This is a genomic window from Luteimonas yindakuii (assembly GCF_004803715.2).
Lineage (GTDB): Bacteria > Pseudomonadota > Gammaproteobacteria > Xanthomonadales > Xanthomonadaceae > Luteimonas > Luteimonas yindakuii.
This window is the reverse complement of the sequence record NZ_CP039383.2, coordinates 790,635-816,443: the sequence shown is the minus strand read 5'-3', so window position 1 is coordinate 816,443 and position 25,809 is coordinate 790,635. Positions and strand designations below refer to the sequence as shown.

Annotated in this window: 22 protein-coding genes and 1 pseudogene; 9 read left to right on the top strand and 14 right to left on the bottom strand. The window is 70.8% G+C overall.

All coding sequences use genetic code 11. The features are described 5' to 3' along the window. Positions 1-3 precede the first annotated feature (3 nt). From E5843_RS03705 to gap, 3 genes are all read right to left on the bottom strand, one after another. The gene (locus E5843_RS03705; protein WP_141065686.1) at positions 4-1,359 is read right to left on the bottom strand and encodes a DUF3999 domain-containing protein; all 1,356 of its coding nucleotides are present in this window, start codon (positions 1,357-1,359) and stop codon (positions 4-6) included. After that, positions 1,356-4,043, bottom strand: a complete 2,688-nt coding sequence (locus E5843_RS03700) for a DUF2339 domain-containing protein (protein WP_141065685.1) — start codon at positions 4,041-4,043, stop codon at positions 1,356-1,358. The genes E5843_RS03705 and E5843_RS03700 overlap by 4 nt, the downstream gene beginning before the upstream one ends. A gap of 109 nt (positions 4,044-4,152) precedes the next feature. Next, positions 4,153-5,157 carry a type I glyceraldehyde-3-phosphate dehydrogenase gene (gene gap / locus E5843_RS03695; RefSeq protein WP_134672740.1) on the bottom strand — a complete coding sequence of 335 codons (1,005 nt, stop codon included), beginning with the start codon at positions 5,155-5,157 and terminating at the stop codon, positions 4,153-4,155. Positions 5,158-5,342: 185 nt separating this feature from the next. On the opposite strand from gap, the gene E5843_RS03690 reads away from it, so the two are divergent. The 9 genes from E5843_RS03690 to E5843_RS03650 all read left to right on the top strand — a co-directional run bounded on the left by E5843_RS03690 (position 5,343) and on the right by E5843_RS03650 (position 11,760). Beyond that, complete coding sequence (locus E5843_RS03690) at positions 5,343-5,963, top strand: OmpW/AlkL family protein (RefSeq protein WP_136411862.1); 621 nt, start codon at positions 5,343-5,345, stop codon at positions 5,961-5,963. Positions 5,964-6,021: 58 nt separating this feature from the next. After that, a complete protein-coding gene (locus E5843_RS03685; RefSeq protein WP_136411861.1) occupies positions 6,022-6,843 on the top strand; it encodes a S1/P1 nuclease in 822 nt (273 codons plus the stop codon). Positions 6,844-6,929: 86 nt separating this feature from the next. Then, on the top strand, positions 6,930-7,493 hold the full coding sequence (locus E5843_RS03680) for a hypothetical protein (RefSeq protein WP_136411860.1): 564 nt from the start codon (positions 6,930-6,932) through the stop codon (positions 7,491-7,493). After that, a complete protein-coding gene (gene modA, locus E5843_RS03675; protein WP_136411859.1) occupies positions 7,490-8,275 on the top strand; it encodes a molybdate ABC transporter substrate-binding protein in 786 nt (261 codons plus the stop codon). The genes E5843_RS03680 and modA overlap by 4 nt, the downstream gene beginning before the upstream one ends. A 7-nt stretch (positions 8,276-8,282) precedes the next feature. Beyond that, complete coding sequence (modB, locus tag E5843_RS03670; RefSeq protein ID WP_136411858.1) at positions 8,283-8,966, top strand: molybdate ABC transporter permease subunit; 684 nt, start codon at positions 8,283-8,285, stop codon at positions 8,964-8,966. Positions 8,967-8,972: 6 nt separating this feature from the next. Beyond that, complete coding sequence (locus E5843_RS03665) at positions 8,973-9,581, top strand: molybdenum ABC transporter ATP-binding protein (protein WP_136411857.1); 609 nt, start codon at positions 8,973-8,975, stop codon at positions 9,579-9,581. 163 nt (positions 9,582-9,744) lie between these two features. After that, positions 9,745-10,020, top strand: a complete 276-nt coding sequence (locus E5843_RS03660) for a hypothetical protein (RefSeq protein WP_136411856.1) — start codon at positions 9,745-9,747, stop codon at positions 10,018-10,020. 96 nt (positions 10,021-10,116) lie between these two features. After that, positions 10,117-11,088, top strand: a complete 972-nt coding sequence (locus tag E5843_RS03655; RefSeq protein WP_141065684.1) for a L,D-transpeptidase family protein — start codon at positions 10,117-10,119, stop codon at positions 11,086-11,088. A gap of 6 nt (positions 11,089-11,094) precedes the next feature. After that, positions 11,095-11,760, top strand: a complete 666-nt coding sequence (locus E5843_RS03650; RefSeq protein WP_136411855.1) for a M23 family metallopeptidase — start codon at positions 11,095-11,097, stop codon at positions 11,758-11,760. Between the two features lie 239 nt (positions 11,761-11,999). Here the strand turns inward: E5843_RS03650 and tkt are convergent, their stop codons facing one another. The 11 genes and pseudogenes from tkt to E5843_RS03595 all read right to left on the bottom strand — a co-directional run bounded on the left by tkt (position 12,000) and on the right by E5843_RS03595 (position 25,806). Further along, positions 12,000-14,003: a transketolase gene (tkt, locus tag E5843_RS03645; protein WP_136411854.1), complete on the bottom strand. Its 2,004-nt coding sequence runs from the start codon at positions 14,001-14,003 to the stop codon at positions 12,000-12,002. 208 nt (positions 14,004-14,211) lie between these two features. Continuing rightward, positions 14,212-15,516, bottom strand: a complete 1,305-nt coding sequence (locus tag E5843_RS03640) for a dicarboxylate/amino acid:cation symporter (protein WP_136413015.1) — start codon at positions 15,514-15,516, stop codon at positions 14,212-14,214. 108 nt (positions 15,517-15,624) lie between these two features. Continuing rightward, a complete protein-coding gene (locus E5843_RS03635; RefSeq protein WP_141065683.1) occupies positions 15,625-17,304 on the bottom strand; it encodes a BatD family protein in 1,680 nt (559 codons plus the stop codon). Then, positions 17,304-19,075: pseudogene (locus tag E5843_RS03630) on the bottom strand (VWA domain-containing protein). Before E5843_RS03630 ends, E5843_RS03635 begins: the two are co-directional and overlap by 1 nt. After that, on the bottom strand, positions 19,024-20,034 hold the full coding sequence (locus E5843_RS03625; protein WP_244240827.1) for a vWA domain-containing protein: 1,011 nt from the start codon (positions 20,032-20,034) through the stop codon (positions 19,024-19,026). Before E5843_RS03625 ends, E5843_RS03630 begins: the two are co-directional and overlap by 52 nt. Further along, positions 20,031-20,483, bottom strand: coding sequence for a DUF4381 domain-containing protein (locus E5843_RS03620; protein WP_141065682.1), 453 nt, complete (start codon positions 20,481-20,483; stop codon positions 20,031-20,033). The genes E5843_RS03625 and E5843_RS03620 overlap by 4 nt, the downstream gene beginning before the upstream one ends. Further along, positions 20,483-21,397, bottom strand: a complete 915-nt coding sequence (locus E5843_RS03615; RefSeq protein ID WP_141065681.1) for a DUF58 domain-containing protein — start codon at positions 21,395-21,397, stop codon at positions 20,483-20,485. Before E5843_RS03615 ends, E5843_RS03620 begins: the two co-directional genes overlap by 1 nt. Positions 21,398-21,502: 105 nt before the next feature. After that, complete coding sequence (locus E5843_RS03610; protein WP_136411853.1) at positions 21,503-22,498, bottom strand: AAA family ATPase; 996 nt, start codon at positions 22,496-22,498, stop codon at positions 21,503-21,505. Positions 22,499-22,630: 132 nt separating this feature from the next. After that, positions 22,631-24,595: a type IV pilus secretin PilQ gene (locus E5843_RS03605; RefSeq protein ID WP_134672723.1), complete on the bottom strand. Its 1,965-nt coding sequence runs from the start codon at positions 24,593-24,595 to the stop codon at positions 22,631-22,633. Positions 24,596-24,608: 13 nt separating this feature from the next. Further along, a complete protein-coding gene (locus E5843_RS03600; protein ID WP_134672722.1) occupies positions 24,609-25,151 on the bottom strand; it encodes a pilus assembly protein PilP in 543 nt (180 codons plus the stop codon). A gap of 1 nt (position 25,152) precedes the next feature. Beyond that, positions 25,153-25,806: a type IV pilus inner membrane component PilO gene (locus tag E5843_RS03595; RefSeq protein ID WP_134674565.1), complete on the bottom strand. Its 654-nt coding sequence runs from the start codon at positions 25,804-25,806 to the stop codon at positions 25,153-25,155. Positions 25,807-25,809 lie beyond the last annotated feature (3 nt).

Sequence of the window (25,809 nt, the reverse complement as noted above, 5' to 3'; positions counted from 1 at the left end):
GACTCAGCCGGTCGGCGCGGACCCGCGTCGCAGCAGGCTGACGGCGAAGCCGGCGACGACCGCCACCCCGGCCAGCAGCACCGTCCATAGCACCCAGGTGGTCCAGTCACGCGAAGGCTTCAGCGCGGCTTCGCCGGCCAGTGCCGTGCCGGAACCGGGTGTGGCCGCGGCCGGACGCCAGTCGGCCCCGTGGCGGGTGCGCAACCCCTCGAGCATCTGCGTCACCGGCGCGGCGGCGCGTTTCGCCCGTGCGCTGCCGGCATACACGGCAAACGGTTGCGTGCCCTCGGCGACGAACACCAGCGCCTCCGGGCGGTAGCCAAGCAACAGGTCGGGCGGCGCGGCGACCGGGCTTTCGGGTTCCAGCCGCCAGGCGCGATCACGCAGCGGCGCGGGCAACAGCTGCGGTGGCGAACGCGAGTCCGCGTCCGCGCCAAGCCGATAGACGACCCAGTCGGTCGCCACCACCCGCCACGGCGCGTCGTCGCGATCGCGCACCGACAGCGTCCAGCGGCTGCTTGCGTTGCCTGCGGTGGCGAGGTCCACGCGGGTGACGGGATAACGGCCATCGAGCCGGTACTCGAAGCCGTCGCGGCCATCGACGCGCACCGCGCGTGGAGCCAACGTGCGCCACTGCCATGACGACGCGGCTTCGGGCAGCCGCACTTCGGCCTGCACGGCCGTGAGTTGCAACGCCGGCATCGACGCGCGCAGCGGCAACAGCCGCAGGTAGCGCGCCTGCGTCGGCGCGGTGAACGCGATGCGTCCCTGCAGCAGCCGCGCGTCGTCGCGGCGCAGGTCGAACACCCGCGCTTCCGGCTGCACCGGCTGCCACTGCTTCAGGTCGTCGGATGCCTCGACGCGGAACACCTGGTCGAACGCCGGCTGGCTGTCGCCCCATGACAACCGCAATGCCAACAGCACACCGTCGAGCTGGCTGGCATCGAGCAGCCACGCGGTGGCGGCGTCTTCGGCGCCGCGCAGCTCGACCCGGCGCAGGCGCCCGTCGGTATCGATCTCGCTGATCGCGGCGATGTCGCGCTGGGCCCGCCCATCCGGCAGCGGGAACCACGGCACTTCGCGCAGCACCGGGCGATCCTCGACCGTCGCATCCACCAGCGTCGACGGCACCGGATGACCATCGCCGTTGACCACGATCACGTCGGCGAGCGTCGGCGACCAGGCTGCGGCATAGATGTCCGGGGTCAGTTCGACGCGATAGGCACCGGCGTCGCCCGCCGACAACGACAGCGGCCATTGCCAGCCGTAGTCGGCGGCCACCGGCACTGCACTTGCGGCGACGGCAAGCGGAACCGACAACGCGAACGCGGCGACCGACCGCGCGAGGGTCCGGATCATGCGGGTTGCTCCGTGGCGTGGACGGTGCGCGGCGGCGCCGGCGCGAAGAAGCCCACCACCGTGCACAGCAGGCCGTAGGCAATGAAGGAGGCGATGCCCCACAGGTTGCCGAGATGGTCGCGGTCGACCAGCACCAGTTTGGCCAGCACCACCGCCATCAGCAGCGCGCCGGCCAGCCACAGCGCGCGTTGCGCGCGTCGGGAACCAAACACCCAGCCGAGCACGCCGAGCACGCTCCAGACCACGGTCAATGAAGCCTGCGCGAGGCCACTGGACGGCAGTCGCGCATCCCAGGCCACGCCACCCCAGTGATGGGCGCCGCGCAGGGTGATCGCGGTCAGCAGCAGGAAACCGAGTGCCGCCAGCAGCGGCAGGCGATGGCGGGTCCACGCGGCCGGTGCGTCGTCCGACCACAGCCAGCGCGCGAGCAGCACCAGTACGGCGAGCTGGGCAAGGTCGAGCGGATTGAGCACGGCCAACCACGGTAGCGGCGCGGGATCGCCGGCACTGCGCAGCGCCGGCAGCCACCACAGCAGCAGCACCACGCACAGCGTCAGCCGCAGCGCGGCGCGCGCGGGGTTGAACGTGTGCCCGAGCGGCTGCGCGATCCACGACCAGCGCCACCCCGCCAGCGCAGCCACCGCCAGCCACGGCGCCACCACCGCCAGCGACCACCAGCCGTCGCCAAGTTCGAAGCGCCCGACCAGCCAGCTGCCGAGCAGCGACAGCACCAGCGGCCACAACAGCCACCACGCGAACTGCGCCGCACGCGCAATCCCCGCGTCGCCGGCGCGCAGGCAGACCAGTCCACGCAGGCCGGCGACCACGAACAGCGCCCAGGCCCAGACACCGTGGCCCGCAAACGGTTGCGCGTGGGCGGCGGCCTGCCACAACGCCAACGGCGCGGCCACCAGCAGGGCGGCGAAGAATGTGGCCGCGAGCAGGCGTACCGGATGACGACGATGCAGCTCGGCCGCCAGCCAGCCGGTGCCAATGGCCAGCACCAGCAGCACGTCCGGCTCGACCGGCGCCGGCGCCACCCGCAACAGTTCGGAAGTCCAGATGCCCAGCCACCACGCGAGTCCCCAGCCGTAGGCGATGCCGGCGGGCAAGCTCGACCCCGCCCGCCGGTAACACCAGGCCGTGGCCAGCCCGGCCAGTGCGATGAGGATGCCGCCGGCGAAGCGACCATGGGCGAACGGCACGACCACCGCAGCGAACGGCAACGCCCCGCCCGCCAGGAATGCCATCGCCGCAGCCGCCTGCAGGCCAAGCCCCGACACCCGCGGCCAGCGACGCTGCTGGCGCAGTCCGAGCCAGACCAGCGCCGCGCCTTCCAGTGCGAACACGCAGGCGGTGGCCTGCGCCGACAACGCCAGCGGCACGGCCAGCGTGGCGAAGCCGACCGCCAGCAGCGCGTAGGCCTGCACCAGCACTGCGAGCCCGGCGCGTCGCAACAAGGCCCGCGCCAGCAGCGCGTACAGCGCAGCCACGCCGAGGGCGCACAGGGCCAGCGTCATGGTCTGTTCGTGCAACAGCCCCGCCTGCAGCGAAAACGCCACCAGCGGGGTGCCGAAGACGAGCGCACCATCGACGATGTCGCGCCGCGCGGGTGCGCGTCGACGCGCGTACAGCAGTGGGATCAGCAGGTAGAAGACAAAGAACAACGCAAGGAAGAACTGCGCCGAGGCGTAGTGCGCAGGCGCGTACGACAGCGCGCCCCACAGCGCCCCGATGCCGAAGGTGAAGGCGAATCCGAGCAGGTTGAGCTCGCGCCAGGCACGGAACCACGCGATGGCGAGGATTGCGCCATTGAGCAGCGCGTAATAGGCGAACAGCGCGACGTGGTTGCCGGCACCGGTCGACAGCCAGATCGGCGCCAGGAAGCCGGCGAGGATCGCGAATACCGCCAGCGCGCGCGCGTTCTGCACGACCGCCAGCACGCCCATCGCCGCGATCAGCACCACGCTGGCGGCGAACGCCACCGCGGGCGGCAGCAGATCGAACTGCCGGTACGCCGCGAACACCACCAGCAGCAGGATGCCGATCATCCCGCCCTGCACGCTGAGCGCGAAGCTGCGGTGGCTCTCGCGCCGTCGCCAGCCGAACACCAGCCCGGCGACCGCGGCCGCGGCCACCGCGGCCAGGCGCAGGCCGACCGGCACCGCCAGCCAGCCCTGGTCGCTGGCGTACTTCAGCAGCGCGCCCACGCCGGCCAGCAGCACCAGCATGCCGACCTTGACCGGCACGTTGCCGCTGGTGAACCAGCGGCGCACTGCCGCGGCGGCACGCTGCAGGATGTCCGGCGGCGACGGCGGCCGGGGGGTGGATCGCGGCGGCGGCAGGTCGCCGGTGGGCGCGGTGCGTGCCTGTCCAGCAGTCCCGGGTTCGGCCGTCGCATACGGCTGCGATGCCGGCGATGGCGGTGCCTCGACGCGCGGCGCGACGGATTGCGGCCGCGGCGGCACATCGGCTTCGCGCACCGGCGAGCTGGCCACCAGGGACATGGGATCCGCCGATGCGGGCGTCGCGTGCGCGGCCGCCGGCGCCCGTCGCAAGCCATCGACCGCGACCTCGAGCTCGACGACGCGCTGGTGCAGGCCCGACAGCTTCACCAGCGCCACCACCAGCAGCACCGGCATCGCCAGCACCGCCATTCCGACCAGCACCAGCAGTTCCATCATCGGCGCATCCGTTGTGCGCCGGCCGGCGCAGCGCACACCTTACCCAACCGGTCGCACAAACAAGAAGCCCCGCCAGTGGCGGGGCTTCGGGCAACGCATGCGGCAGCGGTTACTTCGCCGCGACCACGCGCACCATCTCCAGGCACTTGTTGGAATAGCCCCACTCGTTGTCGTACCACGCCACCAGCTTGACGAAGGTCGGGTCGAGGGCGATGCCGGCATCGGCATCGAACACCGAAGTGCAGGTCTCGCCGACGAAATCGGTGGCCACCACCTTGTCCTCGGTGTAGCCGAGGATGCCCTTGAGCGCGCCCTGGCTCTGCGCCTTCATCTCGGCCTTGATCTCGTCGTAGCTGGCCGGGTTCTCGAGCTCGACGGTGAGGTCCACCACCGAGACGTCGCTGGTCGGCACGCGGAACGACATGCCGGTGAGCTTCTTGTTGAGCTCCGGGATCACCACGCCCACCGCCTTCGCCGCGCCGGTGCTGGACGGAATGATGTTCTCGAGGATGCCGCGGCCGCCGCGCCAGTCCTTGCTGCTCGGGCCGTCGACGGTCTTCTGCGTCGCGGTGGCGGCGTGCACGGTGGTCATCAGGCCGCGCTTGATGCCCCACTTGTCATGCACGACCTTCGCCAGCGGCGCCAGGCAGTTGGTGGTGCACGAGGCGTTGGAGACGATCGCCTCGCCGGCGTAGGTCTCGTGGTTGACGCCATAGACGAACATCGGCGTGTCGTCCTTCGACGGCGCCGACAGGATCACCTTCTTCGCGCCGGCATCGAGGTGCTTCTGCGCGCTGGCCTTGTCGAGGAACAGGCCGGTGGACTCGATCACCACATCGGCGCCCACCTCGTCCCACTTCAGGTTGGCCGGGTCGCGCTCCTGGGTCAGGCGGATCTTCCTGCCGTTGACGATGAGCGTGTTGCCCTCGACCGAGAGCTCGCCCTTGAAGCGGCCGTGCACCGAGTCGTACTGCAGCATGTAGGCCAGGTAATCCGGCTCCAGCAGGTCGTTGATGGCGACGATCTCGATGTCACCGTCGAAATTCTCGACCGCCGAACGCAGCACGTTGCGGCCGATGCGGCCGAAGCCGTTGATACCAACCTTGATCGCCATTACCGAAGACTCCTCACGCCGCGCGCTGCGGCCTGGATGGGTGGAAAGCATGGCCGGCCATTCTACCAGCCGGGCGCAGGGCGTTCCTCAAGGCCCCCCGCTTGATCGCGATCAAGGCGCGACACGCGAGTGATGCGGACACTGGCGGCGTCCCGAACAACCAACAAGAGAACGGAACGTCCCCCATGCGACTGATCAGCTCCTCCCTGCTTGCGCTTGCACTTGCCGCTGCCGCCGTCCCCGCCGCCGCCCAGTCGGCCGGCGACTGGACCGTCGCCGTCGGTGCGCACAACGTCGACCCGAAGTCCGACAACGGCACCCTCGCCGCCGGCACCCTGCCGGTGTCGGTCGATTCGAACGTGCGCCCGACCATCGCGCTGGAATACTTCGTCCGAGACGCACTGGGCATCGAGGTGCTCGCGGCGCTGCCGTTCCAGCACGACATCGCGATCGCCGGGCTCGGCACCGTGGCTACCACGAAGCACCTGCCGCCGACGGTCAGCCTGCAGTACCACTTCAACAACGGCGGCAAGGTCTCGCCGCTGCTCGGGCTGGGCGTGAACTACACGACCTTCTTCAGCGAGGACACCCGCGGTGCGCTGGCCGGCGCCGATCTCGAGCTCGGTGATTCCTGGGGCCTGGCCGCGCACGCCGGCGTGGATATCCGCCTCGGCAATGGCGGCGCGCTGCGCATCGACGCGCGCTGGATCGACATCGACAGCAGCGTGCGGCTGGATGGCGCGAAGCTCGGCACCGCCAGCATCGATCCGTGGGTCTACGGCGCGGCCTACGTGCACCGCTTCTGAGTCGCGCGAGTGGCCTGAGTTCAGGGGTGCAGCGGGTCATGCCGGTAGAATCGCCGGCATGACCCGGACTGCTCTCGCCATCGCCACCCTCGCCGCCGGCCTCGTGCTGGCCTCCTCGCCCGCCCATGCCTGGGGGCCACGCGGCCATCGCCTGGTCGCCGATATCGCCGAAGCCGGCCTGCAGCCGCAGGCGCGCGCGCAGGTGGACGCGCTGCTCGAGGGCGAGACCGAGCCGACGCTTGCCGGCGTGGCCAACTGGGCCGACGAGCTGCGCGCCAGCGATCCCGACCTCGGCCGCCGCTCCGCCAGCTGGCATTACGTCAACATCGCCGAGCAGGACTGCGACTACGACGCCGGGCGCGATTGCCGTGCCGGGGGTTGCGTGGTCGAGGCGATCCGCGCGCAGGCCGCGATCCTTGCCGACACCACGCAACCGCTGGAGGCACGCCGCCAGGCGCTGAAGTTCGTGGTCCATTTCGTTGGCGACGTGCACCAGCCGATGCACGCCGGCTACGGGCACGACCGTGGCGGCAACGACACCCAGATCAGCCAGCCCGACGGCACCCGCGACGGCCGCGGCACCAACCTGCACTCGCTGTGGGACAGCGGCCTGTTCCGCGACATGCGGGAAAGCGAAAGTGCCCAACTTGCGCGGCTGGTGGGTACTGCACCGGTGGCCGCCGAAGCCGGTGATCCGGTGAGCTGGGCGGAGGGCTCGTGTCGCGTTGCCACGACCGAGGGTGTCTATCCGCCGCGGCCGAAGATCGACGGTGCCTATATCGCCACCTGGCGGCCGGTGGCCGAACGCCAGATCGCGCTGGGCGGGGCCCGTCTTGCAGCGCTGCTCAACGATGCGCTCTCTGCCGGCGACGCCGACTGAGTCGTGGCCCGGCGGCCCGGCACGCGGGCCGCATGCAGTGAACGGCTGACTGCGTAGACTGCAGCGCAGTCGCCCGCGAGCGCCGCATGCACGCTTTTGCCCGCCTCAGCCTGCTGTTGCCGATCGTCCTGCTGGCCGGCTGTGCCGGGCATCTGCCGGCGCGCAACGCCGGGGCAGGCCCGGCTGCCACGTTCCCCTCCTGCACCACCGCCCACGACCCGCGCCTGCGTGCTTCCGTGCCGCGGGCCCCGGCGGTGCCGTCACCGGTGGCGGTACCGCTGGATGCCATGACGTTGTCCAGCGTCCCGCGCAGGCGGATCACCGCGAGGGCCGCAGAACGGACCTTGCACTGCGAAGGCGTGCCGCTGTTCGAGCTGTTGCGTGCCACCGGATCGGTGCCCGCAGGCCCGCTGCATGGCCCGCAGCTGTCGCGCTACGTGCTGGCGCAGGCACGCGACGGGCGCCGGGTGCTGTTCTCGCTGGCCGAACTCGACCCCGCACCCGGCGGCCCGGCCATCGACGTGGTCGATCGCTGCAACGGCGACGTGCCCGGCCTTGCCGACGCGCCGCTGCTGCTGGTGGACGGCGACCTCGACGACGCACGCAGCCTGTCCGGGCTGCACACCCTGACCGTGGTCGTCGCGCCATGAGGCTGGTCCGGCGCCTTGCCGCGATGCTGGTGCTGCTTGCACTGTTGGCGGGCTGCGTACCGCGCGGGAAGGATGCCGACACCGCCCCGGCACTCACCGTATTCGCCGCCGCCAGCCTGAAGGATGCGATGGACGTCGCCACCGAGGGCTTCCACGCGCAGACCGGCCAGCTGGTGCGGGTGTCGTATGCCGCAAGCCCGGCGCTTGCCCGCCAGATCGACCGCGGCGCACCCGCGGACGTGTTCGTATCCGCCGACCTCGCGTGGATGGACTGGCTGCAACAGCGCGGGCACGTCGCTGCCGGCGATCGCCATGTGCTGTTCGGCAACACGCTGGTGCTGGTCGCCCACGCCGGCGGCGACACCTCCGCCGTCGCCCTCGCGCCCGGCACGGATCTCGTCGCCCGCCTGCACGGCGGCCGGCTTGCGCTTGCCACGACCGCCAGCGTGCCCGCGGGGCGCTATGCGAAGGCCGCGCTGCAATCGCTGTCGCTGTGGGACGGCGTCGCCGCGCATGTCGCAGAGACCGACAACGTGCGCGCGGCACTGATGCTGGTCGCGCGCGGCGAGGCCCCGCTGGGCGTGGTGTACGCCAGCGACGCGCTGGCGGAGCCATCCGTGCGCGTGGTCGCGACCTTCCCCCCAGGCAGCCATCCGCCGATCGTCTACCCGGCCGCACGGATCGCGCGCAGCACGCATGCACAGGCCGCGGCATTCGTCGACTGGCTGCAAACGCCGGCGGCGCAGGCGATCTTCCGCGCCCGTGGATTCACCGCACCGTGAGCGCCGCATGCTGACGCCCGCCGAATGGGAAATCGTCGCGCTGAGCCTGCGCGTCGCCCTGGTGGCAGCGCTGGCCAGCCTGCCGTTTGCGGTCGCCGCCGGCTGGTTGCTGGCGCGCCGGCGCTTTCCCGGCAAGGCGCTGCTGGATGCGGTGATCCATCTGCCGCTGGTGCTGCCGCCGGTGGTGGTGGGCTACCTGCTGCTGGTGGGCTTCGGCCACCAGGGCGCGATCGGCCGCATGCTGGGCATGTTCGGTATCGAGTTCGCGTTCCGCTGGACCGGCGCCGCGCTGGCCAGCGCGATCATGGGCTTTCCGCTGATGGTGCGTGCGATCCGGCTGTCGATCGAGCACGTGGATCGCCGCCTGGAACAGGCCGCGTCCACGCTCGGCGCATCGCCGTGGCGGGTCTTCCGCACGGTGACGCTGCCACTGGCCTGGCCGGGCGTGGTGGCCGGCGCGGTGCTCGGGTTTGCCAAGGCGCTGGGCGAGTTCGGCGCCACCATCACCTTCGTGTCGGCGATCCCGGGCGAGACCCTGACCATCGCCTCGGCGGTGTACGGGCTGATGCAGGTGCCCGGTGGCGAAGCGGGCATCTGGCGCCTGGCCGCGGTGTCACTGGCGCTGTCGCTGGGCGCGCTGCTGCTGTCGGACTGGCTGGTCCGGCGCCAACGCGGCGAAGCGACGGACTGAGCCGCCATGCTGCACATCGACATCGAGCTGGTCCGTGGCGGTTTCCGCCGCCAGGTGCGCATCGACGAAAGCTCGCGCGTGGTCGCGCTGACCGGGCCGTCCGGGGCCGGCAAGACGTCCGTGCTTAATGCCATCGCCGGCTTGCTGCGGCCGCGTGCCGGCCGCATCGAGATCGATGGCCGCGTGCTGTTCGACCACGCCGCGGGCGTGGACCTGCCGCCGCATCGCCGGCGCGTGGGCTATGTGTTCCAGGATGCGCGCCTGTTCCCGCATCTGGACGTGCGTGCCAACCTGCATTACGCGCGGCGGGCCGAAGAGCGCTTCGCGTTCGCTCCCGTGGTGGAACTCCTTGGCATCGGCGCGCTGCTCGACCGTCGCACCGCCAACCTCTCCGGTGGCGAGGCGCAACGGGTGGCGATCGGCCGTGCGCTGCTGTCGCAGCCGGCGCTGCTGCTGTTCGACGAGCCGCTGTCGGCGCTGGACCCGAAGCGTCGCGAGGAACTCATCCCCTACCTGCAACGCGTGCGTGACGAGATCCGCCTGCCGATGCTCTACGTCAGCCACAGCCTCGACGACGTGCGTCGCCTCGCCGGCGCGGTGCACCGCCTCGCCTGAGCGCCGCGTGCGAAAGACGGCTCTTCGCCGGACATGCACACCGTCCGATGGATAACTCCGGCCAGATGCGCGCCTGCAACAGGTCGGGCGCAGCGACGCAGCGGAGGATCGACACCTTGGCACCCGATATCGACAACAACCGCAGACACGCCGGGTCCTACGCATGAGCGGTGCCGACTGGATCGGCTGGGCCGCGACCGCGGTGCTGATGGCCACCCTCATCCGGCAGATCCGCAAGCAATGGATCGCCGACAGCGTGGAGTCGGTCTCGGTGTGGCTGTTCGTCGGCCAGATCGCCGCGTCCACGCTGTTCATCATCTACAGCGCGATGGTCTCCAATCCGGTGTTCGTGGTGACCAACGTGCTGATCCTGATCACCGCGGTGGTCGGGCAGGTGCTCACGATGATCAAGCGGCGGCGGCAGGACGCGAACAGCTAGCGCGGCGTGGTGCATCGCTGGACGCGGCGCGCGCCTTCACGCGTGGCTGTCGCCGACGTCGCCATCGTTCGGCCCAACGCCTCTCCAGGATCTCCCATGCGCCTGTTTCCCGTGCTGCTGCTCTCGCTTGCCTGTTGCGCTCCCGCCTTCGCCCAGGAGGCACGGCCACAACCGACATCGACCACGCCACCGGATGGCGCGGCCACGCAGACAGCGGGCGCGCAGGAGGAGGTCAGCCGACCGCTGCATGCGCAGGTGCTGCTGGCACGGGCACGCTTCTCGCCGGGGGAGATCGACGGCGTTGCCGGGTCCAACCAGGCCCGCGCGCTGCGCGGGTTCCAGGCCGCACGCGGGCTCGAAGCCACCGGCGAGCTTGATGACGCCACCTGGGAGGTGCTGAGCACGGACACCTCGCCAGCACTGGTCGAGCACGTCCTGACCGCCGACGACCTCGCCGCGCCCTATGTCGAGATTCCCGACGACATGATGGAAAAGGCCGCGCTCGACCGGCTCGGTTATGCCTCGGCCTGGGAGGCGCTCGGCGAGCGCTTCCATGCCAGCCCGAAGCTGCTGCGCTCGCTCAACCCGGATGTCGACCCGCAGCCGGGTACGTCGCTGCGGGTGCCCAACGTGCGCGACCTGCCGCCGCTGCAGAACGCGGCGCGGATCGTGGTGACCGAATCCGAAGCGACGCTGGTGCTGCTGGATGGCAACGACCGGGTGATGGCGCAATTCCCGGTGACCTCGGGCAGCGAGAAGGATCCGCTGCCGATCGGCGAATGGACGGTCGACACCGTGGCGATGGATCCCACCTTCCACTACAACCCCGAGCTGTTCTGGAATGCGGACCCGGAACACAGCAAGGCCACCGTGGCCGCGGGCCCGAACAACCCGGTCGGCCCGGTATGGATCGACCTGTCGAAGCCGCACTACGGCATTCACGGCACGCCGGAGCCGGCCCGGGTCGGCAAGACTGCTTCCAACGGCTGCGTGCGGCTGACCAACTGGGACGTGCTGGCGCTCGTCGATGCGGTCGAGGCCGGTACCCCCGTCGAGATGCGGAAGTAGGCCGGCATGCGCCTCACCGCCGCCATCGCATTGCTGCTGGCCGCTGCACTCGCCGTGTGGGCATGGTGGGCGCGACCGGTCCGGGTCGCACCCAGCGCGACTGTCGCCACGCCCGTCGCGAATGGCGACGCGGCGGGCCTGGGAGCGGAGTCGCCGGGATGGGTCGACAACACCGGCGTCGCGCCGCCTGTCCGCTCCCCCGCCGACGCGCCGACCGACCAGGTACCCGGCACCGGCCTGCTCATTCCCGTGCAGGGCATCGACGCGTCACAGCTGGCCGATACCTTCACCGACGCCCGCAGCGAAGGCCGCCAGCACGACGCGATCGACATCATGGCGCCGGCCGGCACGCCGGTGCTGGCGGTAGCCGATGGCCACGTCGAGAAACTGTTCGACAGCGAACGCGGCGGGCTTACCGTCTACCAGTTCGAGCCGTCAGGGCGCTTCGCCTACTACTACGGCCACCTGCAGGCCTATGCGCCCGGGCTCGCCGAAGGGCTGCAGGTGCGTCGCGGCGACGTGCTGGGCACGGTCGGCACCACCGGCAATGCCAGCGACGACGCTCCGCACCTGCATTTCGCGATCTTCCGCCTCGGTGCCGAGAAGCGCTGGTGGGAAGGAGATGCGATCAATCCCTACCCGCATCTGCGCGAGGGTACGCTGCCGCGCTGACGCGGACCGTTGCCGGCGGCCCTCACCCGCCCTTCGGGCACCCTCTCCCGCGAGCGGGAGAGGGAATCGGGATCGCACCTCGCCGATGGATCGCGCCCCGCTCTTTGCCCCCCTCTCCCGCCTGCGGGAGAGGGTCGGGGTGAGGGCACAGGCCGCGGGACCTGCCTGCGCCAACGGGATTGGCGGTGGATCGCGTTCCCTGCCCAGCGGCTGTCCCGCCGACCGAGAGATCGCGTCAGTCAGCGCAGCGCGCGCGCCGCGTCGGCCACAGCCTGCGCGGTGAAGCCGAAGTGCTTGAACAGCACGCCGGCCGGGGCCGAGGCACCGAAGCGGTCGAGGCCGACCACGGCGCCATCGAGGCCGACGTACTTGCGCCATGCATCCGTCACGCCCGCCTCCACCGCCACGCGGCGACGCAGCGCCGACGGCAGCACGGCTTCGCGGTACTCCGCATTCTGGCGGTCGAAGACGTCGCTCGACGGCATCGACACCACGCGGGTCGCGATGCCTTCCGCCTCGAGCATCGCGCGCGCCTCCACGGCCAGGCCCACTTCCGAGCCGGTCGCGATCAGCACGATCTCCGGCGCGCCGTTGCCGGCCTCCGCGAGCACATAACCGCCACGCGCGATGGCTGCGAGCTGTGCGTCGTCGCGCGACTGGTGCGGCAGGTTCTGCCGGCTGAAGACCAGGCAGGACGGGCCGTCGCGGCGCTCGATCGCCGCGCGCCAGGCCACCGCCGACTCCACCGCATCGCACGGACGCCAGACGTCGTTGTTGGGGATCAGGCGCAGGCTTGCCAGGTGCTCGACCGGCTGGTGCGTCGGGCCATCCTCGCCAAGGCCGATGGAGTCATGGGTGTAGACATGGATCGCATGCGCTTCCATCAGCGCGCTCATGCGCACCGCGTTGCGCGCGTAGTCGGAGAACACCAGGAAGGTGGCGTCGTAGGGAATGAAGCCGCCATGCAGCGCCAGGCCGTTGCTGATCGCGGTCATCGCGAATTCGCGCACGCCGTAATAGATGTAGTTGGCCGACGGATCGTCACCGGCGGCGTCCTTGCTGCCGCTCCACATCGTCAGGTTGGAGCTGGCGAGATCGGCCGAACCACCGACCAGTTCCGGCAGGTGCGGCGCGAACGCTTCGATCGCCATCTGCGAGGCCTTGCGCGAAGCGACTTCCGGGCCTTCGGCCTGCAGCTTGCGGATATACGCCTCGGCGGCGGCGGCGAACTCCTCCGGCAGCTCGCCGTGCGAACGGCGGCTCAGCTCGGTGGCGATGTCGGGATATTTCTGCGCATAGGCGTCGAACAGGCGGTTCCACTGCTCCTCGCGCACCAGACCGGCATTGCCCGCGCGCCAGCCGTCTTGGATCGCGGCCGGCAGCTCGAACGGGCCGTGCTCCCAGCCCAGCGCCTTGCGCGTCGCCGCGAGCTCGTCGCCACCCAGCGGCGCGCCATGCGACGACTCCTTGCCCGCCTTGGCCGGCGAACCGAAGCCGATCGTCGTGCGGCAGCAGACCAGCGTCGGGCGCTCGTCCTGCGACAGCGAGTCCTCGATCGCCGCCTTGATCGCGTCGGCGTCATGGCCATCGACGTCGCGGATCACGCGCCAGCCGTAGGCCTCGAAACGCTTCGGGGTGTCATCGGTGAACCAGCCCTGCACCTCGCCATCGATGGAGATGCCGTTGTCGTCCCAGAACGCCACCAGCTTGCCCAGCTTGAGCGTGCCGGCCAGCGATGCGGCCTCGTGCGAGATGCCTTCCATCAGGCAGCCATCGCCCAGGAACACCCAGGTGCGGTGGTCGACGATGGCGAACTCGGGGCGGTTGAAGCGCTGCGCCAGCAGCTTCTCCGCGAGCGCGAATCCGACTGCGTTGGCGAAGCCCTGGCCGAGCGGGCCGGTGGTGGTCTCGACGCCCGGGGTAACGAAGTTTTCCGGATGCCCGGGGGTGCGGTGGCCGAGCTGGCGGAAGTTCTTCAGCTCCTCGATCGGCAGGTCATAACCGGACAGGTGCAGCAGCGCGTACTGCAGCATCGATCCGTGGCCATTCGAGAGCACGAAGCGGTCGCGGTTGAACCACTTCGGGTTGTTCGGGTTGTGGCTGAGGTAGTCGTTCCACAGCACCTCGGCGATGTCGGCCATGCCCATCGGCATGCCCGGGTGCCCGGACTTGGCGGCCTCCACGGCATCGGCGGCGAGGAAACGGATGGCGTTGGCGAGATCGCGACGGGTCGGCTGGGTCATGTCATCGGTGCGGGCGGCGGGAGCCGGCTATTGTCCCACGGCCGCCGGGGACGTGCCCGGACGGGGGGATTCCTGCACCAGTGGAGCGGCTCCGGGCTTCAGCATCCTGTAGAGCAGGAACGCCACGGCTGGGAGGCGCGACGCCGGGACCAGGGGTGACGCCCGTCCGGAACAGGCTCCTGCTCTCATCAGCCCGTAGACGTGTTACTCAGTCGCTTCCCACCGCCGCCGTCGCCGGCCGCAGCGGCCCGAGGGACGGCTCCGCATCATCGGGCTCGCTGCGCGCGATCACCACCGAGCCGACCATGTCGCCACCGATGTTGACCGCCGTGCGGCACATGTCGAGGAAGCGATCGACGCCGAGGATGATGCCGATGCCCTCGGCAGGGATGCCGAACATCACCAGGATCGCGGCGATCACCGGCAACGAGCCGCCGGGCACGCTGGCCGCGCCGATGCCACCCATGATGCACATCACCAGGATCATCGCCTGCTGCACCAGGGTGAGCTCCACCCCGAACAACTGCGCCAGGAACAGCACGGTGACACCTTCGTAGAGCGCGGTGCCGTTCATGTTGACGGTCGAGCCCAGCGTGCAGACGAAGCGCGCCACGCGCCGCGGCACGCCGAGGTTTTCTTCCGCCACCTTCAGCGAGGTCGGCAGCGTCGCCGCACTCGACGAGGTCGAGAACGCGGTCAGTAGCGCCGGCTGCGAGCGGCGGAACACATCCAGCGGCGAGCGTCGTGCAATCGCCATGATCGCGACCGAATAGGTGCCGAAGAAGTGCAGCGCCATCGCCAGCACCGCGGTCAGCACGAACCAGCCGAGCTGCACCATGAGGCCGAGGCCCATGCGCGCGGTCAGCGTGAACAGCAGGGCCGCCACCGCATACGGAGCAAGGCGGATCACCCAGTCGATCAGCTTCAGGCTGATGTCGTACACGCCCTGCACCGCGCCGACGAAGCTGCGGGTGCCGGCGGTGTTGAGCACCGTCGCGGCCACGCCGAACATCAGCGAGAAGAACATCACCCCGATGAGATCGGTATTGGCGGCCGCGGCGATCGGGTTGCGCGGCACCATGTTGAGCAGCATCTGCATGAAGCCGATCGGCATGTCGCCGGTGGGCAGCGCGGCGCCGGATTCGCTGATGTCGGCCATCACCCGGTCACGCAGCTCGTCCGGAATACCGGCGCCGGGTTGCAGCAGATGGGTCACCACCATGCCGATCACGACCGCGATGAAGGTGCTCGCCAGCACCCACACCAGCGTCTTGCCGCCGAGGCGGCCGAGCGAGCGTGGGTCGCCGATCTCGACCACGCCGAGGATCAGCGCCGAGAACACCAGCGGCACCACCAGCATGAACAGCAGGCGCAGGAACAACTGGCCGATCGGATCGGTGACATAGGCGATCACGCCGGCCAGCCATGCCGCATCGCCGACCAGCACGTTCGCGGCGAGGCCCAGGCTTGCGCCCACGATGAAACCGATCAGCATCCGGGTGTGCAACGGCATGCGGCGGGCATCCGGATTCGCTGGCGTCATGCGGTACGGCTCGTCACGAGGGCCGGCAAGCTTAACAAAGCAGTCGCGGCGGTCCCTGACCACGCGGCCGCGCGAGACTCAGCGCGGATACAACGGCGGCAGCACCGGCTGTTCCTCGTGTGCGTCGGCGTCGTGCCAGCGTGGTCCTTCGCGAAAGGCACTGCGCACCGCGGCACGTGCTGCCGCGGCATCGCCGCCGGCCCAGCGCGCGCGCTGCAACTGATCGATCGCGTCGCGCTGTTGCGGATCGGCCAGGCGCCGTGCAAGTGCATCGAGACCTTCCGCGGGCGGCGTTGCCAGCGCACACAACGCATCCGCGATCGCGTGCAGATCGCCGGCCTGCAACGCATCGCGCAATGCACGCATGCGCATGCGCGGGTCGGTCGAGGCACCTGTCGCCACGGCATCGGGGACATCCGCGTGCGCGCCACCGGACGCGTGCGGGCGGCGCTGCAACGCCCAGCCCAGCGTCAGCAGCCATAGCAACGCGAACACCACCGTGGCCAGCGGCCAGAAGCCGATCGGCTCCTGCACCCCCGGCACGCGGATGCCGGGCGGGACATTGCGCACACCGGCGTCGGGCGCAGCGGCCGCCGCACCCTGCCCCGGCGCCACGTCGACCATGAGATCCGGCAGCTCGGCGATGCGCGCGGCATCCGCGCCTACGTCCCACCACGCCTGTCGCGGGCCGCGCACCGTGAGCGTGCCGGCGCGCGCGGGCACGATCGAGAACTGCCGCGTCACCCGCACCACCGGTCGGCCCTGGTCGAAGCCTTCCTCCACTTCCGGCGGTTCCGAGAACACCTGCGCGCCGCCATCGACGGTCAGTTCCAGCGCTGGCAACTGGCTGCCGCTGGCACCATCGGCGCGCGCCTCGACCACGATCTCCACCGCCTCGCCGGCACGCGCCTGCTGCGACGTGGAGAGGTACTTCAGCTGCAGGCCACGCAGCGGCAGCCACGGCTGCGGTGCACCATCCGGCACCGGGCGCACCTCGAGGAAGCGCGGCGCACCGTCGGCGCGCAGCAGCCGTGAGCCGTCGCGGAACAGGTCGTCGAAGAAGTTGCCGGTGCCGCGCCCGGTGAAGCGCGCGCCCGGAATCGCCAGCGTGCCGCTGCGCTCGGGCACCAGCAGGAAGCGGCGCTCGACGACGGTGTAGCGCCGGCCGCCGATGTCGCGGTTGTACTGCACGTCGTTGCCGATGCGCTGCAATGCGGCGCCGTCGGGCGCGGGCTGCTCGAGCTCACCGGAAATCAGCGGCGTGGCGTAATACAGGCGCAGCACGTAGCCGATCGCCTGTTGCACGTAGGCGTGATCGGCATCGAGTTCGGACTCGATGAAGGCCGGGTCGCCTGCGCGGGCGGGCGTCGCGTCGGCGGCGCCGACGGTCAACGTCAGCGGGCCGGTGCTGGCAGAGCCCACGCGCAGCGGCGGGATCACCAGCGCGCCGGTGCGTCGTGGCGACAGCGCCACCGCGAACAGCACCCGCGCCTGGCTGCGCCCGTTGACGATTTCCACCTGGCGGCTGCTGGTGTGGCCACTGAGGCGGAAATCGCTCTCGAGCGCCGACCAGTCGGGCGCGGCCACTCCGGCCTCGGTGGTCTCGACGTTGAGGGTCGCGGTCTCGTCCAGCGCGATGCGCTCGCGGTCGAGCCACGCGCGCGCCTGCGCCTGCACGGCGGCGACCGGCCAGCAGGCGAGCAGCGCCAGCAGGCAGACCAGCGGAACGATGCCCGCACGCGTTGGATACATCTTCATCAGGGTCCTCCGCCTTGCTGGCGGCGCAGGTGCTCAAGGCGGAATTTCTCGCGCAGCAGGCCACCGGGGTCGTCGGGCACGCGTCGCAGCCACGCTTCGTTGGCTTCGCGCTGTTCGCGTTCCTCGCGGCTTTCCGCTGCCTCGGCCTGCGCCGGTTCCCCGTCCACGCCTTCGCGTTCGGCCTGCCGCAACGCCGCGTCCATGCGCTCGCGCTGGGCATCGTCGGCGGCCTGTTGCGCCTGTGCATCGGGTGCCTGCGGCGCTTCCGCCGGCGGCGCATCGGTGGCGGGCGCGTCGCCCGCCTCGTCGCCGGCCTGGCCCTCGTCCTGGTCGTCTGCCGGCTGTTCGCGGCCGGGCTGCGGCTCACCCTGCTGGCTCGATTCGCCGTCCGGATCCGACTGCGGCCCGGAGGGCGGCGGCTGGCGCTGCATTGCCTGCAGCACCGCCTCGCGGTTGGCGCGGGCGTCGTCCATGCCGGGCTGTCGACGCAGGGCGTCGTCGTACGCCGCGATCGCCTGTTCGTAGCGTCCGGCGCGCGCGAGCGCGTTGCCGAGGTTGTAGGCGGCGTCGGCACCGGGCAGCCCGCGCCAGGCCGCGGCCGCCGCCGCGTAGTCGCCGCGCGGTACGCATCCGCCCCAGCCTGCATGCGTGCATGCGCAGCCTGGTCGGCGCGGCGCCACCAGCCGCCCTCCAGCACACCCGGATCCTGAACCGCGCCCTGCGCCCACGCCTGCGCGGGGATCCAGCCGGGCACGCAGGCGAGGACCAGCACCAGGGCCAGCGCATTGCGGCGGAATGCCAGCGCCGCCAACAACATCAGCGGCAGCAGCAGCCAGTAGCCGTCGTCCAGCCGCAGCAGGGTCTCGCCCTCGCGGACGTTGCCGGCCGCGCTGCGTGGCTCGAGCACGCCGAGCGCGCGCAGGTCGCCGTTGCCGGCCTGCAACGCGGCGTAGGCGCCGCCGCCAGCCGCAGCGATCGCACGCAGCGCCGGCGCATCCAGCCGGGTGCGTCCGAACCCGCCATCCGCTTCGCGGTAGGCGCTGCCGGCGGCCGTGCCGAGGCCCAGCACGGACACGCGATAGCCATCGGCCGCCACCGCAGCTGCGGCCCGCGTCGCCGCGTTGGAGCCTTCGCCGGTCAGCAGCAGGATCTCGCCACGGCGGAAACCGGCCCGTTCCAGCAATCGCGCGGCATGGCGGATCGCGCGGTCCGGGCGGTGGCCATCCACCGGCATCACCCCCGGCGCCAGCGCATCGAGAAACAGCGCCACGTTGGCCGCATCCGCGGTGAGCGGCGCGACGGTGAACGCATCGTCCGCCCACACCACCAGCCCCACCTCGCCACCCGCGCGTTCGCGCAGCAGGGTGGCGATCTTCAGCCGCGCCTGTGCCAGCCGGCTGGGCGGCAGGTCGTTGGCGAGTGCGGCGCCCGACAGGTCGAGCGCGATGACCAGCGGCGCGGCCTGCTGCACCAGCGGCTGCCCGCCACTGCGCCAGCTCGGCCCCGCCAGCGCGGCGACCGCCAGCGTCCAGCCAAGCAGCATGGCGGCCAGCCCCGGCCCACCGCGTCGGGCCCGTGCGCCCAGCAGGTGCGGCAACAGGTGGGCATCCACGGTCGTCCGCCAGATATCGTCACGCTGGCGCCGACGTTGCCACCAGAGCACCAGCAACGGCAGGCCGAGCAGGCCCCACAACCACTCCGGGCGCAGGAACAACAGGCTCATGCCGGCGTCTCCCCGCCAGGACGTCGACGGCGCGGCAGCGGCACCCATGCCAGCAGGGCCAGGCCCAGGGCCCAGGCCAGCGGCACGTGATAGCGCTCGATGCGCGGCCGCACCGCTTCGGCCGGGCGCTCCACCGGCTCGAGGCGGTCAATCTCGGCATAGATGCCGGCCAGCTCTTCGGTATCGCGTGCGCGGAACATGCGACCACCGGTCATGTCGGCAATCGCGCGCAGGGTGTCCTCGTCGATCTCCTCGACCGGGCCGGGCAGGCGGAACCCGAACGGCGACTGCATCCCGCTCCCGCCGAAGGCGATCGTGTGCACGCGGACCCGTGCATCGCGCGCCAGCTCGGCCGCCTTGAGCGGCTCCAGCAGGCCGGCCGTGTTGACGCCGTCGGTCAGCAGGATCAGCACCCGCTGGCCTTCGGGCTGGCCGCGCAGGCGCTTGACCGCCAGGCCGATCGCGTCACCGATGGCGGTCTCGCGGCCGGCCAGCCCGACCACGCTGGTCATCAACTGTTCGCGCACGCTGTCGCGGTCCAGGGTGAGCGGGGCCACCGCGTAGGCGCGGCGACCGAAGACCAGCAGGCCGACGCGATCACCGCCGCGACGGTCGAGGAAATCGGCAATGACCGCCTTGGCCGCGGTCAGCCGGTCCACCACGCGGTTGCCGAGCAGCATGTCCTCCTCGGCCATGCTGCCGGACAGGTCGACCGCCAGCATCAGGTCGCGCCCGACCTGCGGTGGCTGCACCGCGTCGCCCATCGCCTGCGGACGCGCCGCGGCCACGCACAGGCAGGCCCAGGCCGCGGCGGCAAGCCACAGCCGCAGAGTGCCGCGACCGGCCGGGCGACCGTCGGCCGATCCATCCTGCATATCGAACCGGCTCGACCACGGCACCCGCAGTGCGGCACCGACCGCCACCGGTGGCAGCAGCCACCGGACCAGCCACGGCAGAGGCAAGGCCAGCAGCAACCAGGGCCAGGCGAGATCCTGCAGCCAGCTCACCGGCGCAGGCTCCACGCGAGGAACAGCGCCCGTGCTTCGCCACGCAGCTGTTCGACCGCGCCGGCGGCGACCTCGCGGCGGTAGCCGCCATCACGCAACAGGTCGAGCGAGGCCGGTGCGAGCGCTGCGCCGGCGTCATCGTGCCGAAGGAAGCCGATCCACTCGGCGTCGGCCAACGTGGCTGTGCGCGGATCGCGGTCGCGCGCAGCGCGGCGCAGCAGTTCGGAGATCGCCCCGACCTGCGCCGCGGGCGTGGGCGCGGTCGCAACGGTGTCGTCGAACAGGGCCTGCAGGCGCAGGCGACGGCGACGCACACGCCGGCGCCACCACAGCCACGCGGCCGCAAGCACCAGCACCACCGTCGCCAGCAACCACCAGCCCGGCGCGGGCGGCCACCAGCCCGGCGCGGCCGGCTGATGGATGTCACGCAACACCAGGCCCGTCGCCATCAGGATTCCAGGACCGCTGGGAGACGGGGTTGCAGCCATGCATCGCTGGGCATGTTGCTGGCCAGCGTGCGCACCTGCACGCCGCGACCCGGCAGTTCGGCCAGCATCGCCTCCACCGGGGCCACGAAACGCGCATGCCAGCGCTGCCTTTGCGCGGCCGCGGCGAGGTCCAGGTCGATCCGCCGGCCTTCCGCCTCGAAGGCCAGTCGTGCCTGCGGCGGTGCGGTCTCGAGCGGATCGGTCAGCAGCACGACGGTGACTTCGGCGTGCAGCGACAGCCCGGTCCAGCGCGAACGCGGGATGCCGTCGAGGCTGCCCACGTCCGCCAGCACCAGCAGGCGCGCGCCGGGACGCAGCACCCGCGCGGCGTGATCGAGCGCGGTTGCCAGCCCGGCATCGTCGTCGGGAGGACGCGCGTACCAGCGCACCAGTGCATCCAGCACGCGCAGCGCGCCGCGCGCACCGCCTGCGGGCGGCACCGGCGGTTCGCGCAGGCTGCCGCGCAGCGCCGCGATCCGGTCGCCCTCGCCGATCGCCCGCCATGCGGCAACCGCGCCCGCACGCGCGGCCTGCACCGACTTGAAGCGCACGCGGGTGCCGAAGTACAGCGCAGGCGCAGTGTCCGCGACCACCAGCGACAGCCGCTCGCGTTCGGCCTGGAACAGCTTGGTGTGCGCGCGGCCGGTGCGTGCGGTGAGTCGCCAGTCGATGTGCCGCGCGTCGTCGCCCGCGGTGTACTCGCGCGACTCGGCGTACTCCATGCCGCGCCCGCGCAACAGCGAGGGCGACTGCCCCGCCGAGGCATGGCGGACGCGACGCGGACGCCGTCCCTGCGCGGAGGCGCGCAGCGCGACCAGTTCGGCCAGCGTGGGCACCACGCCCGCGTCGCCCGACGGGATATCGTGCTGCTTCACCGGCGAGACGTCCCGTGCCACGGATCTACACGCACGCGCGCGGATCGAGACCGCGCGGGAACCTGCCCGGATCGAGTCGCGTGATCGGCGCAAGACCGGTACCGGTCACGGCAGCGGCACCCGCTCGATCAGCTCGGCGACCAGCCGGTCCCCATCCCAGCCCTCGGCGGTCGCCTCGTAGCTCGGCAGCACGCGGTGGCGCAGCACGTCCGGCGCCACCGCGCGCACGTCTTCCGGCGTCACGTAGTCGCGCCCGGCAAGCCAGGCACGCGCGCGGGCGCAGCGTTCCAGTGCGATCGATCCGCGCGGGCTCGCGCCCCAGGCGATGCGGCGCGCAAGCGCGGCGTCATAGCGGGCGGCGTCGCGCGAGGCCAGCACCAGCTCGACCAGGTAGCGTTCGAGCTGCGGGGCGAGATGCAGGTCGAGCACCGCGGCGCGCGCAGCGAACACGTCGTCGATGGGCATGCGCGCAGGCGCGGCCGCAGGCTGGCGTAGCGTCCGTCGGGCGCGCTCGCGGGCGAGGCGCAGGATCTCGGTCTCGCTGTCGACGTCGGGATAGCCGATGCGCACGTACATCAGGAAACGGTCGAGCTGCGCCTCCGGCAGGGCGAAGGTGCCTTCCTGCTCGATCGGGTTCTGCGTCGCCATCACCAGGAACAGCGCCGGCAGCGGATAGGTCTCGCGCCCCACCGTGACCTGGCGTTCGCCCATCGCCTCGAGCAAGGCCGACTGCACCTTGGCCGGCGCGCGGTTGATCTCGTCGGCCAGCAGCAACGGATGGAAGATCGGTCCGGGCTGGAATTCGAAACGGCCGTCCCGCGCGCGCCAGACCTCGGTGCCGGTCAGGTCGGCCGGCAGCAGGTCGGGCGTGAACTGCACGCGCGCGAAACCGGCCTCCAGTCGCGCCGCGAGAGCACGGATGGCGCTGGTCTTGGCCAGGCCGGGCGCGCCCTCGACGAGCAGATGGCCATCGGCCAGCAGCGCGATCAGCAGCCGCTCGATCAGCGCGGCCTGGCCGACGATCTCCGCGGACAGGTCGTCACGCAGGGCCCGGAAGGCATCGTGGAGTCGGGGGATGTCGGAAACAGCCGGTGAATCCATGGGCGACGTGTCGGCAGCGCGCGTACGGCGGGAGATCCAGTGTGCCCCAGGACGCCGGCCGCGGTCCGAGCGGGACCTAAACGACGACGGGGCCGAATGGCCCCGTCGTGTACTACCCGGTGGCAGCCGGCATCAGCTGCGCTGTGCCACGCGGATCACCTTCGGCGTCACGAAGATCAGCAGTTCCGCCTTCTCGCGCGAACGGCTGCGGTTCTTGAACAGGTTGCCGACGATCGGCAGGTCGCCCAGGAACGGGATCTTCGACAGGTCGTTGCGGTCGCGGAACTCGTACACGCCGCCGATCGACACCGTCTGGCCATCGTCCACCAGCACCGCGGTGGTGATCGTGCGCTTGTTGAGGTTCGGGATCGAACCGAACGCACCGACGTCGGTGTAGCCGCTGATCTCGTCCTTCTTGATGTCCATGGCGAGGAACACGCGGCCATCGTTGGTGATGGTCGGGGTGACCCGCAGCTCCAGCAGCACGTCCTTGAATTCCACGGTCGGCACGTTGTTGCTCTGGCCACCGGTCACCGTCAGGTAGCCGATTTCCTGGCCCTGGCTGATCACCGCCTCGCGCTGGTTGCTGGTGACGATGCGCGGGTTGGAGATCACCTCGCCACGACCTTCCTGCTGCAGCGCCGAGATCTCGACGTCCCAGTTGATGGTGTTGCCGAGGATGGTCAGCGCCAGTGCGCCGGCACCGGCGGGTGCTGCACGGGCGAAGTTCAGGCTCGACGGGTGCAGATGGGCCGGCAGGTCCGCATTGGCCGGATCCTGCATGAACTCGGCGAACGAGTTCTGGTAGTTGACGTTGCTGTCCAGCGAACCCGACGTGATGGCGCGCCCGTCGATCAACCCGTTGTTGGTGATGCCGAAACGTGCGCCGATGTCGCGGGCGAACGATTCGTTGGCGATCACGATGCGGGCCTCGATCACCACCTGGTCGACCGGCTTGTCGAGCGCGGCGACGATGCGCTTGAGCTCCTGCACGCGGGCCGGGATGTCGATCGCCAGCAGGGTGTTGGTGCGGCGGTCGAAGCTCAGGCTGCCGCGCGACGACAGGAAGCCGCGGCTGGTCTGTGTGCCGCTGCCGCCACCCGCCGAACCACCGCCGGAACCGGTCTTGCTCTCCTCGGTCAGCAGCTTTGCGATGTCCTCGGCATTGCCGTAGCTGATCGGGATGTACTCGGTGACCATCTCGGCGCGGTCCTCTATCGCCAGCCGCGCATCCTCGCGTGCCTGTTCGAACGCGGCGATTTCCGACTGCGGCGCCACCCACACGACGTTGCCGTTGCGGCGCTTGTCGAGCTGGCGGGCCTGCAGGACGATGTCGAGCGCCTGGTCCCACGGCACCTGGATCAGGCGCAGGGTCACGTTGCCCTGCACGCTGTCGGAAGCCACGATGTTCAGGCCCGATTCCTCGGCGATCATCTGCAGCACGGTGCGGACCGGGATGTCCTGGAAGTTGAAGGTCACCGCCTGCCCGCTGTAGGCGCGTGGTGCGTCCTCGCTCATGACGCTGGTCGCGGAAGACTGTCCGCCGGTCGCCAGCGCGGTGCCACCGACCGCACGCTGCGGCGCGGCCGCACGCGGCACCAGCTCGACGATGAAGTCGCGCCCGGTCTGGTAGGCCATCGGCTCGAACTCGCCCTGGGCACTCAGCACGATGCGGGTGCCGGTACCGCTCTGCACCGCGTCGATGCGCTGCACCGGGGTGGCGAAGTCGGAGACGTTGAGCGGGCGCTGCAGCGAGGCCGGCAGCGTGCTGTTGCCGACATCGACGACGATGCTGTTGCCCTGTGCGCGCATGTCGGGCGCGGCACCCTCGCCGTCGAAGCTGAGGATCAGCTTGCCGGAGCCGCCTTCGCCGCGCCGGAAGTCGATCTTCGAGACCCCCACCGCACCCGGCAGCTGACGGGCCGGGTCGGCCGCGACCGGAAGTCCGGCCTGGGCCAGCAGCGGCACCGCATAGGACACCGGTTGTGCGGCGTGGACGCCCGCGGTGGCGGCAAGCAGGCCGGCCACAAGGCCGGTCACCACGCCGAACGGGATGCTGCGCGCCGGACGCGGAGCTTGCGCTTTACTCACGATCATCTTGAATCCCCTTTCAATTGTCATTGAGCGCAATCGAAGCCGGCCGCTCCAGCCAGCCGCCCGCGCCATCCGGCACAAGTTCCACCAGCTCCACGCGATCTTCGGCAACCGAAGTCACGCGGCCATCGTTCTGGCCCACATAGTCCCCTGCACGGATCCGGTGGGTCACCTTGTCCGGCGCCATCAGCAATGCGACCAGCCCACTGCCTCGACCGATCGTGCCGACCATGTCGACGCTGTCGAGCGGGAATTCCTCCAGCGGCTGCTTGCGGCGGTTGGAATCGGGCCGCGGTCCGCTGCCCCCGCTATCGGAGGTGAACGCATCGCTGAAGGGATCGCGCAGGCCCTGCGCGGCGTATTCGAAGGTCTCGAACTGCTGCATCACCGGCAGCGGGTCGAGTGGCGGTGCCGGCCGGGCCTGCACATCGGCCACCCATTCCTCGAGGTTGGGCGCTTCGCCCGGCGAGCTGGTGATGTCGCGGCCGCAGGCGGCCAGCGACACGGTGAGTGCGGCGAACGCGAGCGTGCGTGCGGCGGTGTTCAACGGCTTGCCCATATCAGCGGCTCCCCCCGGTATTGGCTGCCGCGTCGGCGCCCAGCTGTTCCTGCGCCGCGGTCTCTTCCTCGTCGAGGTAGCGGTAGGTCTTGACCGTACCCGCCAGCTCGAGCTGTCCACCGGGGCGGATGGCGGTGCCATCGCGCGGCTTCAGCGAGATGTCGTGCATCGTCATGATCACCACCCGCGGCAATGAAGCCACGCCGCTGACGAACGCGCCGAACTGGTGGTAGCTGCCCTGCATGCGCAGCGCGATCGGCTTCTCGGCGTAGAACTCCTGCGGCGACTCCGGGCCCGGCTGGAACAGGTCGTTCTGGATGCCGGTGGCGAGCGCGGTCTGCGAGATGTCGACGATGAGGTCGGGCATCTCGGTACGGCTCGGCAGCTGGCGCAGCATCTGCTGCAGCTGCTGTTCCATCTGCGCGAGCTGCAGTTTCAGCGGTTCCAGGTTAGCGGCGCGGCCCTGCTTGAGGGCGAACTCCTCGCGCTTGGTGACTTCCTGCCCTTCCAGGCCCTGCAACTCGGAGCGCTTGTCGCGGATCACCAGCCACCACAGCAGGCCGAAGATCAGCAGGCCCATCAGGATGCAGAACCCGATCTTGTACTCGCGCGGCCAGGACCCGGTGTTGTTGAAGTCCAGTTCCTTGAGCGACATCTT